11 protein-coding genes are annotated in these 15,684 nt (G+C 76.2%); 5 read left to right on the top strand and 6 right to left on the bottom strand.

Going from position 1 to position 15,684, the window contains the following annotated elements; all coding sequences use genetic code 11:
• The first annotated feature begins 95 nt into the window (after positions 1-95).
• The 4 genes from IE329_RS23110 to IE329_RS23095 all read left to right on the top strand — a co-directional run bounded on the left by IE329_RS23110 (position 96) and on the right by IE329_RS23095 (position 7,433).
• Positions 96-1,205: a barstar family protein gene (locus tag IE329_RS23110; RefSeq protein WP_190212870.1), complete on the top strand. Its 1,110-nt coding sequence runs from the start codon at positions 96-98 to the stop codon at positions 1,203-1,205.
• A gap of 215 nt (positions 1,206-1,420) precedes the next feature.
• Entirely contained in the window at positions 1,421-3,115 is a 1,695-nt protein-coding gene (locus IE329_RS23105; protein ID WP_190212869.1) for a SpoIIE family protein phosphatase, read from the top strand.
• 122 nt (positions 3,116-3,237) lie between these two features.
• On the top strand, positions 3,238-3,759 hold the full coding sequence (locus IE329_RS23100; protein WP_190212868.1) for a hypothetical protein: 522 nt from the start codon (positions 3,238-3,240) through the stop codon (positions 3,757-3,759).
• 80 nt (positions 3,760-3,839) lie between these two features.
• Positions 3,840-7,433 (top strand): tetratricopeptide repeat protein, encoded by a 3,594-nt coding sequence (locus IE329_RS23095; RefSeq protein ID WP_190212867.1) that lies wholly within the window; start codon positions 3,840-3,842, stop codon positions 7,431-7,433.
• Positions 7,434-7,484: 51 nt separating this feature from the next.
• Here the strand turns inward: IE329_RS23095 and IE329_RS23090 are convergent, their stop codons facing one another.
• From IE329_RS23090 to IE329_RS23070, 5 genes are all read right to left on the bottom strand, one after another.
• Positions 7,485-10,607 carry a phosphocholine-specific phospholipase C gene (locus IE329_RS23090; protein WP_190212866.1) on the bottom strand — a complete coding sequence of 1,041 codons (3,123 nt, stop codon included), beginning with the start codon at positions 10,605-10,607 and terminating at the stop codon, positions 7,485-7,487.
• 260 nt (positions 10,608-10,867) lie between these two features.
• Positions 10,868-11,443 (bottom strand): SMI1/KNR4 family protein, encoded by a 576-nt coding sequence (locus IE329_RS23085; protein ID WP_229927681.1) that lies wholly within the window; start codon positions 11,441-11,443, stop codon positions 10,868-10,870.
• A gap of 91 nt (positions 11,444-11,534) precedes the next feature.
• Positions 11,535-12,074, bottom strand: a complete 540-nt coding sequence (yidD, locus tag IE329_RS40805) for a membrane protein insertion efficiency factor YidD (protein ID WP_229927680.1) — start codon at positions 12,072-12,074, stop codon at positions 11,535-11,537.
• 238 nt (positions 12,075-12,312) lie between these two features.
• Complete coding sequence (locus IE329_RS23075) at positions 12,313-12,999, bottom strand: maleylpyruvate isomerase N-terminal domain-containing protein (RefSeq protein WP_229927679.1); 687 nt, start codon at positions 12,997-12,999, stop codon at positions 12,313-12,315.
• A gap of 168 nt (positions 13,000-13,167) precedes the next feature.
• Positions 13,168-14,319: an FAD-dependent oxidoreductase gene (locus IE329_RS23070; RefSeq protein ID WP_190212864.1), complete on the bottom strand. Its 1,152-nt coding sequence runs from the start codon at positions 14,317-14,319 to the stop codon at positions 13,168-13,170.
• An 80-nt stretch (positions 14,320-14,399) separates the two neighbouring features.
• Between IE329_RS23070 and IE329_RS23065 the strand changes: the two genes are divergently transcribed.
• Positions 14,400-15,092 (top strand): TetR/AcrR family transcriptional regulator, encoded by a 693-nt coding sequence (locus tag IE329_RS23065; RefSeq protein WP_190212863.1) that lies wholly within the window; start codon positions 14,400-14,402, stop codon positions 15,090-15,092.
• A 242-nt stretch (positions 15,093-15,334) separates the two neighbouring features.
• On the opposite strand, the gene IE329_RS23060 is transcribed toward IE329_RS23065, so the two are convergent.
• The gene (locus IE329_RS23060) at positions 15,335-15,568 is read right to left on the bottom strand and encodes a tautomerase family protein (protein ID WP_190212862.1); all 234 of its coding nucleotides are present in this window, start codon (positions 15,566-15,568) and stop codon (positions 15,335-15,337) included.
• Between the last annotated feature and the right edge of the window lie 116 nt (positions 15,569-15,684).

Below are 15,684 nucleotides of genomic sequence, written 5' to 3'. Positions count from 1 at the left end.
TCGCCGGTCCGTCGGCGCCCCAGGAACGTGCGGGCCGGGGCATCGTGACCGACGGCGGGGAAAAGGCCTCGCCACGGGAGGTCGCTCCCGGCAGGATGCCCACCGTGCACGAGGACGAGAACCAGTGCGGGCCGGGCCGCCCCACCCCCGTCCGGTACACCCTGACCGGGATGGAGCACGGCCGTGCCCTGGGCAGCTGTGCCGAGGTGGAGGGACTCTTCGGGGAACCCCCGCGTGGGACGTACGAGCTGTTCGGCTGGACCGCTCCGGCAGAGGTGTCCGGCTGGGTCGGCAACCGGGTGTGGCTGGTGCCGGAGGACCCGGAGGAACCGGACCCCTGGCTGCTGGAGGACGTGGAGGCCCTGCGGCGGTCCCCCGGGTCGGACGGTCTGGTGCTCGCCGGACGGGACGACTACGAAGGTCCGCCCGAGGGGCACCGGGGTGCCGTCCGCCTGCACGACGGACACCGGTGGCTGGGCTCCTGCCGGGAACTCGCCCGCGTACTGCCGTCCGAGCGGGCCCGGCGCCCGCTCGTCCTGCGGGGGCTCGCCCCGGGCGAACGGCTGCGGGCGGCATTGGCGCAGGGCACCCGACGGGCCCTGGACCTGGAGCGAGCCGACCTTGAGATACGGGACGACCGGGGTGAGCCGCTCACCCACCACCCGCTGCCGGCCAGGATCAGCGCCTGGTACCCCTCCTCCCACGGAGCGGGCCTGATCGACCTGGAGCTCGACGACGGCTCCTTCGCGCCCCTGCCGTCCCACACCCGGCCGGTCCTGGAGCGGTGGTTCGCGGGGCCGCCCGAGGCGCCGGGCTCCTGGGCCGCCCTGGACACCCGGCTGCGCGGGGCCTGGCTCCACCTCGTCCAGGACCGGGGCTGCCGGGGCCCGCACCGTCCGCGGCCGGCCGGCCACGCCTACCAGCTCGACGGCAGGCACGTCACCGACGAGCCGGGCCTCTACCTGGCGCTCGGCGAGGCGGTGAACGGGCCCGGTGGCTACTTCGGCGGCTGCCTGGCCGCAGTCGACGACTGCCTGGGCGGCCGGTTCGGCTGCACCGCCCCCGCAACCCTGCTCTGGCGGGACGCCGCCACCGCGCGGGAGCACCTGTCCCGGCGACTGGCGTGGGACGGCCGGCCCCACGACCTGTTCGCCGCGGTCCTCGGGGTCCTCGCCGAGGGCGGCATGCACGTGACCCTGGCGTGAGCGGCGACCGGCGGCCGGCAGTCGGCACGGCGGGCCACCCGCGGCATCGCCCAGTCGTGGAAAGGGCTCGCCCACGACGGCAGGCCGTACCGTCAAGGCCGGTCCGGGCCGGGGCGGGCGGGACGACCCGCCCATGAGACCTGGATGCGGCCCGGCCGAAGTCGCCCGATCATGGACAGTGTCCCGTTGACAGCAAGGCGAGCGAGGAGGGCCCGGTGCACCCGCAGGCTTCCGGCCGGGAGGCTGCCGACGCCTCGGCCGAAGCCGCGGCCGCCGCCCTCGCCACCGGCAGCGCCGAACTGCTCGGCCAGGTGCTCGGCCAGCTCCCGGTCGGCGTCGGGCTGCTCGACCCCGACCTCCGCTGGCAGTACGTCAACCCCGCGTTCGTCCTGGCCACCGGCCTGTCGCAGGCCGAACTGGTGGGCCGGCCGCTCGCCGGCACCCCGCAGGCCGCCGCCGCCCACACACTGCGCCTGGTGCTGGCCGACGGGCGCCCGCGCGAGGCGGCGGCCGGCGGCCCGCGGGCCCGCTACAAACGGCTGGAGCTGGCCGGGCGGCCGGCCGGCCTGATCGCCGTCCTGCTGGAGGACGCCCGGCCCGAGGACCGCGGGCGGCACGACCTGGAGCAGGCCCGCGCCCGGCTGGCGATGCTGCACGCGGCCGCCGGCCGGATCGGCACCACCCTGGACATCGACACCACCTGTACGGAGCTCGCCGAGTTCACCGTGCCCGGACTGGCCGACCTGACCACCGTCGACGTGCTGCCGCCCGGCAGCGCGGAGCGCGACGGCGGCACCGTCCTCGGCCTGCCGCGGCTGCGGCGCACCGCGGTCGCCTGCGCGCCGGAGCTGCGCCCGCACCTCGACGCGCTCACCCGCCCCGGCGGGACGGTGCGCCACCGGGAGGGCTCGGCCGCCGCCCGCAGCCTGGCCACCGGCCGGCCGGTGGCCGCGAACCTGCTCACCGACGCCGGACTCGCCGCCCCCGCCGCCGACGCCGGCGACCTCGCGGCGTACCGCGCGGCCGGGATCGACTCCCTCCTGGTGGTCCCGCTCACCGCCCGTGGCCGGCTGGCCGGCGTGCTGTCGCTGGCCCGGCTGCGCGGGTCGTCCCTGGGCTTCACCGAGGACGACATCACCCTGGTCGAGGACCTGGCCGGCCGGGCGGCCGTCAGCATCGACAACGCCCGCCGCTACGCCCACTCGCAGGACATCGCGCTGGAGCTCCAGCGGGCGCTGCTGGCCGAACCGGGCAACCCGCACCCCAATCTGGAGCTGGCCTCCCGCTACCTGGCCTCCGGCACCACCTCGGTGGTCGGCGGGGACTGGTACGAGACCGTCCGGCTGCCGTTCGGGCGGACATTGCTGGTCATCGGCGACGTGATGGGCCACGGGGTCGAGGCCGCCGTGGACATGAGCAACTACCGCTCGATGCTGCGCTACGTGGCCGCGATGGACCTGCCGCCGCACCGGATCCTGCGCCAGCTGGACACCCTCGTCTCGGAGGACGAGACGGCCCGGCCCGCGACCTGCCTGCTGGCCCTCGCCGACCCGGGGCGCGGGCGCTGGACCTTCTCCAGTGCCGGCCACCTGCCGCCCGCGCTGATCGTCGCCGGGGAGCCGACCGAACTGGTGACGGTGCCCACCGGGCCACCGCTCGGCACCGGGTTCGGCGGCTACGAGCAGGCCACCCGCGACCTGCTGCCGGAGCAGGTCCTGCTGCTCTACACCGACGGCCTGGTGGAGCGGCGGGGCGAGGACATCGACGCCTCTCTCGCCCGGCTCGCCGGGCTGCGGCTGCCCGCCACGGGCGCGCTGCCCGGGCTGCTCGACGCCCTCCTGGGCGAACTGGCCCCGCGGGCCGCCGAGGACGACATCGCCCTGCTGGCCGCCCGGGTGCGCCGGCGGTGACCGGCCGGGCCGGGCAGAGCCGGTGAGCAGCCCCGGAGCCGGACCACCGGGTCTGTAACGAGTCTGTCACCGCCCGTACCGACCGCTACTCGGAGCCGGTGCGGCGGGCCGATGATGACGGCATGACGGCACGGATGCAGGCGTGGGCGGGCGGCGTCGTGGGGGGCGCGGCCGTGGTGGGGCTGGTGGTCCACCTGGGGGCTGTGGGACTGGACCGGGCGGACAAGTGGGCGAGCGTGCTGGGCCTGTTCGTGGCGATCGCCGGACTGGGGCTCACCCTGGCCGGCCTGCGGCGCGGGCGCGCCGAGTCGGCCGGCCGGTCACGCGGGGAGGCCCCCGCGGGCGGCGGGCCGTCCGGGCAGTCCGAGCAGTCCGGCCAGTCGGTCGACGCGTCCGGCGTGGGGGGCGGCATCGCCCAGGTGTCCGGGACGCGCGGGAGCGTGCGCATCGTCCATCGTGGCCCGGCCGTCCCGGCACCCGAGGCGCCGGCCGGGGAGGCACCGACGCCGGACGATCCCGTCGGGCCCGCCCAGGGGGACGGCCCGGCGCCCGACCGGCAGCGGGTCCGCGGCACCACCACCACCGGTCCGCTCGCCCAGGTGCGCGGCACCGGGGGCGACGTCGAGATCGAGGCGGGGCCGTGACCGCGGGCGACCGGGGCGCGGGCACCCCGACCGGTTCGGCGTCGGGGCCGGCAGCCGGTCGGCCGCAGCCGGGGCAGTGGGTGGCGGGCTCGACCGTGCTCGGGGCGGTCTACCAGATCGCCCAGGTCGGCGGTGACGTCACCATCGTCACCGACGAGACCAGGGCGGCGCCGGCGCCGTACGGGGTGGCGGCCTTCCCCTCCGGACGGCCGGGCCTGACGGTGGAGCAGGCCCGCCACCAGCCGGCCCGGCTGTTGCAGGCCCGGCACGCCCTGGTGCCCTTCACCGGCCGCCGGAAGGAACTGGACCGGCTCACCGCCTGGCGCGACGCACCCGGGGACGCCTCCGTCCTGCTGCTGCACGGCACCGGCGGCCAGGGCAAGACCCGGTTGGCGGCGCAGTTCGCCGCGGCCGCCCGCGCGGCCGGCTGGGACGTCCTCCAGGCGCGGCACACCAGCGACCCCGCTCCCCTGCGAGCCGCACCGGCCGGTCCGGCGGCCGCCGTGGGCACGGGTACGACGGGCCCCGGCCCGACGGCCGACGGCGCAGCGGGCCAGGACGCAGCGGGCCAGGGCGGAGCCGGCACAGGAACGTCCGGCACCGGGGCGTCCGGCACCGGGGCGTCCGGCACCGGGCCGGGCGTCCTGCTGATCGCCGACTACGCGGAACGCTGGCCGGCCACCGACCTGCTCACCCTGCTCACCCACAGCACCGCGCAGGGACGCCCGGCCCGGGTCCTGCTGGTGGCCCGCCCGGCCGGGCCGTGGTGGCAGACCCTCGCCAACCGCCTGGACCGCCTCGGCCTGGACGCCGGCGAGCTGGCCCTGCCCCCGCTGACCGACGATCCCGACAGCGGTCCGGCCGCCCTCTTCGAGGCCGCCCGCGACGCCTTCGCCACCGCCCTGGACGTCTCCGGCGCCCACCAGGCCCCCGTGCCGGACGCCCTGGCCGACCCCGGCCGGTTCGGCCAGGTGCTCGCCGTCCACATGGCCGCGCTGGCCACCGTCGACGCCCACCGCACACGGCACTCCACGGACTTCCTGGAATCCACCGAACGGATCTCCGCCTACCTGCTGGACCGCGAACGCGACCACTGGGAGTACCTGCACCAGAACCGCCGCGTCACCGCCACCCCGGAGACCCTGTCCCGCACCGCGTACACGGCCGCGCTGACCGGCGCCCTGGACCACTCCGCGGGGCGCGCCGCCCTCACCGCCGTCCGGGCCTGCCCGGACGGCGCCGCCGACCAGGCCCTGGCCGACCACGCGGTGCCCTACCCGCCCGCCGGGCCGCACGCCGGGACGGTGCTGGAGCCGCTCTACCCCGACCGGCTCGCCGAGGACTTCCTGGCCCTGAGCACCCCCGGTCACCGGCACGGCTGGTTCCGTACGGACCCCTGGGCCGCCACGGCTCCCCAGGCCCTGCTCCTGGACGCGCCGCCGGGTGCCGGGGGCTGGGCCCGGCCGGCCCTGACCGTGCTGATCGCGGCGGCCGCCGACTGGCCCCACCTCACCGCGACCCAGCTCGTCCCGCTGCTCACCGCCCGCCCCGAGCTGGCGCTGCGCGCGGGCGGGGCCGCCCTGGGCGCGCTGGCCGCCCTGGAGGGCCTGCCGCCGGAGGTCCTGGAGGCCGTCGACGCCCAGCTGCCCGAGGGGCGCCACGCCGACCTCGACCCCGGCATCGCCGTGCTCTGCGCCCGCCTGACGCGCCACCGCCTGGCCGCCACCGAGGAGCCCGCCGAGCGGGCCCGGCTGCACGCCGCCCTCGCCGTCCGCCACGGCAACGCCGGTGACCACGACCGGGCCCTCGCCGCCGACGAGCAGGCGTTGGCCGTCCGCCGGCTGCTGGCCGCCGAGGACCCCGGTACCCACCTGGCCGACCTCGCCGAGACGCTCAACAACCTGTCCGTCCGGTACGGGGCCACCGGACGGCGGGCGGAGGCCCTGACCGTGATCGAACAGGCCGTGGCCATCCGGCGCCGGCTCGCGGCGGCGGACCCCGACACCCACCTGGCCGGCCTCGCCGACTCCTTGAACAACCTGTCGATCCGGTACGGGGAGGCCGGGCGGCGGGCGGAGGGCCTGGCCGCCGTCGAGGAGGCCGTGGAGATCCGTACCCGCCTGGCCCTGACGGATCCCGTCGCCCACGGGGCAGCGCTGGCCTCGGCCTTCAACAACCTGTCCGTGGACTACGGCGACCTGGGGCGGCGCGCCGAGGGCCTGGCCGCCGTGGAGCGGGCCGTCGCCATCCGCCGTCTGCTGGCGGCCGCCGACCCGGCCGGCCACGAGGCGGACCTCGCGAGCTCGCTGAACAACCTGTCCGTCCGGTACCGCGGCTTCGGCCGGCGGGCGGAGGGCCTGGCCGCCGCCGAGGAGGCCGTGCGGCTGCTCCGGCGGCTGGCCGCCGCCAACCCCGCCGGCCACGAGGGCGACCTCGCCACCGCGCTGAACACCCTGTCGAACTGCTACGGCGAGCTGGACCGGGCGGCCGACGGACTGGCGGCCGCCGAGGAGGCCGTCGAGATCCGGCGCCGCCGGGCGGCGAAGAACCCCACCGCCCACGCGGCCGACCTCGCCGGCACCTTGAACACCCTGTCGGTCCGCTACGACGCGGTCGGCCGCCGGACGGAGGGCCTGGCCGCCGCCGAGGAGGCCGTCACCCTGCTGCGCCCGTCCGCGGCGGCGAACACCGTCGCCCACGAAACCGCGCTCACCACCGCCTTGCACAACCTGTCGACCGGGTACGGCGCCCTCGGCCGGACCACGGAGGCGGTGGCCGCCGCGGCGGAGGCCGTCCTGGTCCGGCGCCGCCTGGCGGCCCTGCACCCCGCCGTCCACCCCGCCGAACTCATCGTCTCGTTGCGGAACCTGTCGGTCTGGTGCGCGAAGGCCGGCCGCCCGGCGGAGAGCCTGGCCGCCGCCGAGGAGGCCGTCGCCCTGCTGCGCCCGTCCGCGGCGGCGGACCCCACCGCCCGTGCGGCCGGCCTCGCCGGCGCGCTGGACACCCTGTCCGACCGGTACGACGAACTCGGCCGGACGACCGAGGCATTGGCGGCGGCCGAGGAGACCGTCGGCATCCGGCGCCGCCTGGCGGCCGGTGACCCCGCCGCCCACGAGCCCAGCCTCGCCTCCGCCCTGAACAACCTCGCGGTCCGGTACGCGGGGCTGGGCCGTTCGGCCGAGGGGACGGCCGCCGCCGAGGAGGCCGTCGCCCTCGGCCGCCGGCTCGTCGGCACGAACCCCGCCGCCCACGGGCTCTTCCTCGCCACCGCGTTGGCCAACCTGTCGGACTGGTACGAGGCGGCCGGCCGGCCGCGCGAGGGGCTGGCCGCCGTCGAGGAGGCGCTGGAGATCCACCGCGGACTGGCACGGGAACACCCCGCCGCCCACGAACCGGGCCTCGCCGAGGCGTTGTGGGCGACCGCGCTGGCCCGCGAGGCCCTCGGGTACGACCTGCCCTGGGTGCTCCGCCCGGCAGTGGAGGCGGTGGAGATCCTCCTGCGGCTGGACAGGTCGGACCCCGGGGTCCGACCGCGGCCGGTGGACGCCGTGGTGGAGCACACGGCGTCCCTGCACGCCCCCTCCGGCGCGCCGGAGCAGGCCCGGTGGCTCCGCGGCCTGCCGGCCGGATCCGGGCCGTCGGGCCGGACCGGAGCGGTCACGGCCGCGGAATGAGGCCCGGCCCCCGCACCGGGAGGGTGCGGGGGCCGGGCCGGTCGGGACCGGTCAGCCGGTGACCGGCCTGCTGTCCAGGCGGACGTGGTCCACCGCCCAGAACCAGTTGTTGCCCGCGTCGTACATCCGGAACTTCAGGGTCACCGAGGACGCCCCCGCCGGGACGGCGATCTGCCGGGCGACGAACGCGTTCTGCACGTCCTGGCCCGCGTTGTCGTTGCCGGTGGCGTCGCTGCTGTAGGAGAGCAGCCTGGTCTCGGTGCCGTTGTCGAACACGGCGGTGACGGAGGCCTTCTGCGGCGCCTCCTGGCGGTAGTGCGAGTCGAAGCCGAGGTACAGCGTGCCGACGCCGGCCGGGATCGGCACGGCCGGCGAGACCAGGGTCGAGTCGAACCTGCCCTTGCCGGACGGCGCGCCGGTGTCGTCCCAGTCGTCCGGGTCGGCGACCGCGAGGACCCCCAGGCCGCGGCCGAAGTTGCCGCGGTCCTGGCCGGCCGGCGTGGACCAGGCCCGCTTGGTGTGGAAGGTCCAGCCCTGGAGGCGCGCGGTACCCTGCGGCATGCCGGGCGCGTTGACGACCGACCAGCCCTGCGGGGCCTGCGCCGTCCAGCCCAGCACGGACCCGAGCGGCTGCAGCACGCCGGCCAGCGACTCGAAGTCCTCGTCGAGCAGGTGACCCGTCATCGCCGGGGCGGTCCGGGCCCCCAGCTCACCGTCGGCGATCGCGAACCGGTCGCCGGCCAGGGCCCGCGCGGTGACCAGGATCCGGTGGGTGGCACCGGCCGGCAGCACGGCCGGCGGCGTCACCTCCCACTCGCCGGTGGCGGTGGCACCGGCGGCCAGGGTGGCCGGCGGCGGGGTGAGCGCCTTGACCGTCCAGCCGGCCGGCAGGACGAGCTGCGCCTCGACGGCGGTGAGGGCCGTCGCGGGGGCGGCGAGCCGGGCGGTGATCCGGGCCGGGCGCCCGGGCAGCAGGATCGCCTCGTCGATGGTGGTGGACGCGGCCTGCAGCGAGACGTCCACCGTGAGCGGGTCGGCCAGGCCCATCGCCGGGTCGGTCACACCCTGCTCGTCGCCGGGGAAGCGGCCGGCCAGCCGGCGGCGGAAGGTCAGGTCGCCGCGCAGCGCCACCGTGACGTCGTACCAGCCCTCCCGGCCGACCTTGACGTTGACGGTCCTGTCGTCACCGGCCCCGACCCGGACCTCGCGCAGCCCGTCGCCGTACGCGAGGTCGCCGACCAGGAAGGTCTGGGCGGTGCGGGTCCGGTTGATCACGTCGACCTCCAGCACCCGGCCGTTCTGCTCCTCCGAGATCGAGGCCTCGTAGAGGGCGGCCGCGTCGCCGCGCAGGTGCCAGAGCGCGCCGTTCGGGCCGTGCACCCGCAGGTCGTAGCCGTCGGGGCCGACCGTCCAGGTGTCGGAGAGCCGGTCCTTGGCGCCCACGGTGTAGTGCCGGGGCGTACCGCCGGGTGCGGGGTAGACCGCGAACACGGCGCCCTGGCGGCCCTGGTTGACGAAGTCGACGGTCAGCACGCCGTCCTTCAGCCGCGACTTGACGGTGAGGTTGTACGGGGTGGGCCGGGCGGCGCGGGTGCCGCGCTGCTGCTGCGGGAGGGCCTGCGGGCTGGGCACGGTCGGCGCGGGCAGCTTGCCCGTGTCGGTGACCTTCTGCCGGTTGCCGCTGGTGTCCGGCAGCTGCGGCCACTGCGGGTCGCGGCCGGAGAAGTCGAAGACGGCGGTCAGGTCGCCGGTGACGGCGCGCCGCCACGGGCTGATGTTGGGCTCCTGGACGCCGAAGCGCTTCTCCAGCAGGCGGATCACCGAGGTGTGGTCGTAGACGGTGGAGTCGACCACACCGCCGCGGGTCCAGGGCGAGACGACGATCATCGGCACCCGGACACCGAGGCCCATCGGGTACGGGCCCGAGACCAGGGTCTCGCCGGCCGGCAGGGTGTCGGACCAGGTGAGCGACCCGTCGGCGGCCTTCACCCGGTAGCGGCCGTCCTGGCCGACCACCCGGTGGTAGGTGCTGCCGCCCTTGGCGACCCGGACCACCACCTCGCCGTCGACCGGCACGGTGGACCTGCCGCGTCCGGCGGCGAGCGGCGGCACCGGCGGCAGCAGGTGGTCGAAGAACCCGCCGTGCTCGTCGTAGTTGAGGATGAAGACGGTCTTCGCCCACACCTCGGGCTTGGCGGCGAGGGCGGACAGCAGCCGGGCGGTCAGGTGCTCGCCGTTCGGCGGAGCGTAGTTGGCGTGCTCGGACAGGGCGGCCGGCGCGACCAGCCAGGAGACCTGCGGCAGGGTGTCGGCCTGGACGTCGGCGGTGAACGCCTCCACGAGGGCGTCGCCCATCGCGAACGGGTCGTTGCTCTTCGCCGGGTCGCCGACCGCCCGCATGCCGCGCTCGTACAGCGGCTCACCGGGCTCGGCCTTCACGAAGGGGGCGAACCAGGCGAGCGCGTTGTCGTCGAAGTTGTCCAGCGCCTGGTACGTCTTCCAGCTGACGCCGGCCTGCTCCAGCCGCTCGGCGTAGGTGGTCCACTCGTAGCCGCCGGGGATCTCGGTGTTGTCGGTCACCGGCGTGTCGCGGACGGTGCCGCCGCTGGTGCCGGTCATCAGGTGCTCGCGATTGGTGTTGGTGTTGCACTGCACCGACGCGTGGTAGGCGTCGCAGGTGGTGAAGACCGAGGCGAGCGCGTTGTAGAAGGGCATGTCGGCGGGCTCGTAGTACCCCTGGCCGAGCCAGCCGCCGGACCTGCGGGTCACCGAACCGTCGGCCAGGCCGTCGTTCCAGGCCTTCATCGAGTCGACGAACCCGAAGGCGGGGGCACCCTGCTGGTACGCGTTGGTGTGCGCGGCGTTCATCGGGAACGGCAGCAGGTGGCCCTCCTTCCGGGACGGGTCCGGCTGGTGGAAGAGCGAGCGCCCGTTGACCCCGCGCACGGCGGCCCGGTCGCCGAAGCCCCGGACGCCCGGCAGCGAGCCGAAGTAGTGGTCGAACGACCGGTTCTCCTGCATCAGGACCACGACGTGCTCGATGTCCGCGAGCCGGCCGGGCCTGGCCGGCGCGGCGAGCGCCTCGCGCACGCTGAGCGGCAGCGCCGACAGCACGGCGGCCGCCGCCGCGCCGCCGAGCAGGGTGCGGCGCGAGACTTCGGGGATCGGACTCATGGGATGGCTCCTCGATCACGGTGCTGGTCGTCTGCTTGGTCCAGACCCGTTATGTCTAAGGCGCCAAGATGACCGTGGACGAGGTGTTGGGTGACGACTCGATGACCGCCGGCGGTCCCCAACCTGTATAGACATCTGAGCGGGGTCGGTCGGCCCCGGGCAGCTCACGACCCTGGGCGCTTCACGGCCCCGGACGGTTCACGGCCCCGGGCGCTTCGAGGCCCCCGGCAGGGCACGGCCCGCGCCCGGTCGGCGGCGCCTCACGGCGCCCGGTCCGGTTCCGGCTCCGGCGCCCGCAGCCGCGCGCCGGCCTCCGCCCACGGCCGGGGCTTGCCCGAGGGGCCGTCCGCGCCCGCGATCTGCTCGTACCAGCCGGTGCCCGCGAACCAGGTCTCCAGCCAGTCCGCCAGGCTCTCCGCGTCGACGAACCAGGCGTCCGCCCAGTTGTCCACGATGCCGTTCGGCTCGAAGAGCAGCACCGGCGCCGCCGCGGCGAGGCAGTCGACCGCTGCGGACATCCCGCAGCCCCAGTCCATCAGCGGCAGCACCCCGACCGGCCAGTGCCGCCCGGTGCCGCCCTCGGCGGCGGTCCGCTCGGCGCGGTAGAGCCCGACCACGGTGCGCCCGGGCCCGACCAGCGGCAGCAGGTGGTAGCCGGGCCCGAAGCCGCCGTTGGCGACCTCCCGGTACAGCCGTGCGAGCAGCGGCGGGAGCGTCACCCCGAGGGCTGCCTCCGCGGCCGCCAGCTCCTGCGCGTCCAGCGGCGGGGGCAGCTCCCGCGCGAGGGCGCGGGCACGCTCCGCCACCCGCCGGACAAGCCCGCCCAGATCCGTCACGGCCCCGATCCTGCCAGCCATCACCTTCAACTGACAGGGCGGAGACCGTACTTCCGTATGTCCGTTCGACCAGGCCGGGGCCGGCCCGGCCTCAGCGACCGGGCACCGGGTCGGACCCACCCTTCGTCCCCGGTCGGCAGCGCAGCAGCCGGCCAGCCGTCAGCCGGGCACCGCGAACCGCCCCGTGCCGGTGCAGCGCCTGCACCGCGAACGTCGAGCAGGACGGCGTGTAGGGGCAGCGCGGAGCCAGGGACGGACTGATCCGGGTGCGGTAGTGGTGCACCGCGCCGTACATCCCGGCCGCCAGCACCCCGTCCGGGACCGGCGCCGCCGGGTCCGCCGCCCGGGTCCCGCGCCGGCCGGCGGCCGCACCTACGGCGGCCTTCAGCGCGGACAGCGTCATCACCGGCACCAGCACGATCAGGCACGGGTCGGCCAGCTCGCCCAGGCAGTCGCAGCCGTCGCAGCAGTCGCTGTCGCGCTTCCTGTTCAGCCGCCGGTGTTCCTGCCACCGGCGGCGCTGCTCCTTGCGGCGGCGACGCTCCTGCTCGGGCAGCCACCACCAGGCCCGGGCGGGCCGCTGCGGCGGGCCCGGCTGCTGCTGCACACCGTACGAGTCGTAAGGGGACACGGCTGACGGCCTCTCCGTTCGGTTCACTGCGGCAGCCGCCCAGGGTACGACGTACCGGTGCTGCCCTCGGCACTGCGACGACCGGCACGGTGCCCGTGGTTCCCGCGGAACGGGCCCGGGCCCGTCCTGGCCGGCGGACGCGGCGCGGGCGCCGGGCGCGCGGGGCCGGCGGGCGAACGGGCCGGCGAGCGAACGGGCCGGCGGGCGAACGGGGTTGCGCCCGGTGGGCGGGCCGACGTCAGAACGCCGCCACCGTGGCCGGGGCCCGCTCGGCCCGGGCGAGGGTGCGGAGCAGGGCGGTCGGGCCGTGGCGGCGGACGGAGAGCCGGGTGAGCAGGCGGATCACGGTGTCGAGGCCCGCGGCGGGGATCGGCGGGGTGGGCAGGCCCACGCTGAAGGCCAGGTCGTCGGTGTGGACGGCGAGTTCCATCATGCGGCTGACCAGGAAGTCGTCGAGGCGCAGGGTCCACGGGCCCCAGGGCAGGTGGACCAGGCGGTCGGCCGGTTCGGCGGGCAGCGTGCGGCGCAGCGCGTCCACCGTGGCCGTGGTCCGGGCGGTCAGGGCCTGCGGGCCCTCGGCGCCGGCCTCGGCACCGGCGCGCCGGATCCGGAGGTTGACGGGGTGGTCGGGCGCGGAGCCGATCCAGCGGACGGCGGCGTAGTAGTCGAGCAGCGGCAGCGGGGTCCGGTGGGCGGCGGGGACGGGTTCGGCGAGGACCTGGGGGACGAGGAAGGCCTGTCCGGCGAGGTGGCCGGCCAGGTCGCCGACGGTCATCAGGTCCAGCGCGCCGGGCGCGTCCCAGGCGGCGGCGACGGCGGGTTCGGCGACCAGGTCGCGGGCGGTCCGCGCGGTCTCCAGGTAGGCCCGCCGCAGCGCCGACATGCCGTCCGTCGCGTCCATCCCGTGCTCCTTGCTCCGTGCCATGATCACGACCGATTCTGGGTGCCTGGCACCGGCCCCGGACAGGGCCAATCCGGTACGGGTGGACTGCAACGTTCCGGTTCCGGCGGTCCGGCCCCGGCCCCGGCCTACGGCGTCACCGGCAGCCGGCGGCACCAGCGACGGGGACCCCTCACCGGCCCGGCTCCCGGCTCACCTGCCCGGCGCCTGGTGCTCCCCGTCGGGACCGCCCTGGAAGAACTCGATGAAGCTGTGCGGTGCGCGGTCGCCGAGGCAGATGTCCAGGATCTGGTGGGCGTCCGCGTAGAAGGCCTCGCTGCGCGGGAACAGCTCCTTCTCGTAGGCGGTGAGCGCCGCTTCGACGTCGTCGGGGTGCGCGGCGATCGCCTTGCCGAGTTCGGCGCCGTCGAACATCGCCAGGTTCGCGCCGTCGCCGGACGGCGGCATCAGGTGCGCGGCGTCACCGATCAGCGTGACCCCGGGGACGCGGTCCCACCGGTGTCCGTCCGGCAGCGTGTGGATCATGCGCGCCACCGGCGCCGTCGCGCCCTCGGTGATCAGCGCGGTCAGGTGCGGCGCCCACCCCTCGAACTCGGCCGCGACCCGGGCGCTCGCGGCGGCGGCGTCGGTGAAGTCCACGGCGGCGACCCACTCGGCGGAGCGGTTCAGCTCGACGTAGGTGTGCAGGACGCCTCCGGCCTCGCGGTGCGCGACGATGCCCTTCCCCGGGGCGAGCGCGTACAGGGCGCCCTGGCCGACCAGGCCGGCCGTCGCGGGGTACCGCTCGTCGACGTCGTACAGGTAGGTCTCGACGAAGGTCGTGCCGATGTACTCCGGCCTGGCGTCGGAGAGCAGCGGCCTGATCCGCGACCAGGCGCCGTCGGCGCCCACCAGGAGGCCGCTGGTCTCGGTCGAACCGTCGGCGAAGGCCAGTTCGTGCCGGCCGTCGCCGAGCGGCCGGACACCGGTGAGCTTGCGTCCCCACCGGACCGTCCCCTCGGGCAGGGAGTCGAGCAGGATGCGGCGCAGGTCGCCACGGAGCACCTCGGGGCGCACCGCGGTGCCGTCGGAGGGCAGGTCGAGCAGCGTCGTGCCGTGCCGGTCGACCACCCGGGCCGCGTCGGCGCCCTCGTGGACGGCGGCGCGGAACTCGGCGGTGAGTCCGGCGTCCGCCAGCGCGCGCTGTCCGTCCTCCTCGTGGATGTCGAGCTGGCCGCCCTGGGTGCGGGACTCGGCGGAGGGGTCGGCCTCGTGGACGGTGACGGGGATGCCGTGGACGTGGAGGACGCGCGCCAGGGTGAGGCCGCCGAGGCCCGCGCCGATGATCGTGACCGGTGTCGTCATGGTGTTCCTCTCGAAGCATGAATGGAACCGCGTTCCATTCCCATGTTGGAACGGCGATCCATTCATGTCAAACTGTGCTCATGGCGATCAAGAAGCAGCGGGCCGCGCGCCGCACCGACGCGCTCTCGAAGGAACGGATCGTGGAGGCCGCGATCGAGATCCTGGACGCCGGCGGCGAGGGCGCGCTGACCTTCCGCGCGCTCGCGGCGCACCTGGCCACCGGGAGCGGGGCGATCTACTGGCACGTCGCCGACAAGGACGACCTGCTGGCCGCGGCCACCGACGGGGTCGTCGCCCGGGTCGTCACGGACATGACCGACGGGGCGCGACCGCGGGAGGCGATCCGGGCGCTCGCCCTGGGACTGTTCGACGCGATCGACGCGCACCCCTGGGTCGGCACCCAGCTCTCCCGCGCGCCGTGGCTGGCCGCCCTGCCGCAGATCTTCGAAGGCTTCGGCAGCCGGCTAGAGGAGCTCGGCGTGCCCGGATCGGCGCAGTTCGACGCCACGTCCACGCTGGTGATCCACGTCCTCGGGGTCGCCGGGCAGAACGCCGCCAACGCCCGCCTGCACGCGCACCGGACCGACCGGACGGCCTTCCTCGGCTCGATCGCCGATCAGTGGGCGCAGCTCGATCCCGCTCAGTACCCCTTCGTGCGCCGGGTCGCGGCCCAACTGCCCGTGCACGACGACCGCGAGCAGTTCCTGGCCGGCATCGACCTCATCCTGGACGGCATCGCGGCCCTCCGCCAGAAGCCGACCCCTCGACCGTGAGCGGAGCCGGACGGCGGGGGTGACGGCCGGACGGCGGCGGCCGGACGGCCGGGTGCGCGACGGCTCCGGCGCCGCCGGGCAGGCCCGCGAAGGTCCTGGCCGGCGGCGCGGAAGCGATGCGGTACGGGACGGGTCCGGTACCGCACGGGCTGCACCCGGAGCGGTCCGGCACCGGGTGGGTGCCCGGCGTCTCGGACGGCCGACGGACGGCCGGGGCCGCCCGGGGCCGCCCGGACGCTCCCTCAACTCCTCCGGTAGTCCGGGGCCTTGATCAGCAGATCTGCGCGCCCGGTGATCTCCGGGGCGTACACCACCTCGTCCCAGTCGGCCGCCGGGAACGACTCCAGGGCCACCGAGACCGCGCCCTCGTAGGTGGTGAAGTGCTTCTCGATCACCGAGCTGATCGCCTCGGCCAGTTGCTGCTTCTGCTCGTCCGTGAAGTCCCGCGAGTGGTACTTGATGGTGACGTGCGGCATCTCTCTCCTTCGGGTGCTCAGGTGTGCGCGCGCGGGCACCCGGGCCCGTACCGGGGCCCGTCCTGACGCCTGCGCACGCACCGGGCCGGGCGGGCGGCGGCCGGCACCGGCGCGTA

The organism is Kitasatospora indigofera, from assembly GCF_014655955.1.
Classification (GTDB): Bacteria; Actinomycetota; Actinomycetes; order Streptomycetales; family Streptomycetaceae; genus Kitasatospora; species Kitasatospora indigofera.
Note: the sequence above shows the minus strand (reverse complement) of the source record. Positions and strands in the feature narration are given on the sequence as shown.

Bases quoted from the DNA above. Each gene is read 5' to 3' on its own strand.
- IE329_RS23110 (WP_190212870.1), top strand. From the start codon at position 96: ATGCCCACCGTGCACGAGGACGAGAACCAGTGCGGGCCGGGCCGCCCC.
- IE329_RS23100 (WP_190212868.1), top strand. From the start codon at position 3,238: ATGACGGCACGGATGCAGGCGTGGGCGGGCGGCGTCGTGGGGGGCGCG.
- IE329_RS23090 (WP_190212866.1), bottom strand. From the start codon at position 10,607: ATGAGTCCGATCCCCGAAGTCTCGCGCCGCACCCTGCTCGGCGGCGCG.
- IE329_RS23075 (WP_229927679.1), bottom strand. From the start codon at position 12,999: ATGGCACGGAGCAAGGAGCACGGGATGGACGCGACGGACGGCATGTCG.
- IE329_RS23070 (WP_190212864.1), bottom strand. From the start codon at position 14,319: ATGACGACACCGGTCACGATCATCGGCGCGGGCCTCGGCGGCCTCACC.
- IE329_RS23065 (WP_190212863.1), top strand. From the start codon at position 14,400: ATGGCGATCAAGAAGCAGCGGGCCGCGCGCCGCACCGACGCGCTCTCG.
- IE329_RS23060 (WP_190212862.1), bottom strand. From the start codon at position 15,568: ATGCCGCACGTCACCATCAAGTACCACTCGCGGGACTTCACGGACGAG.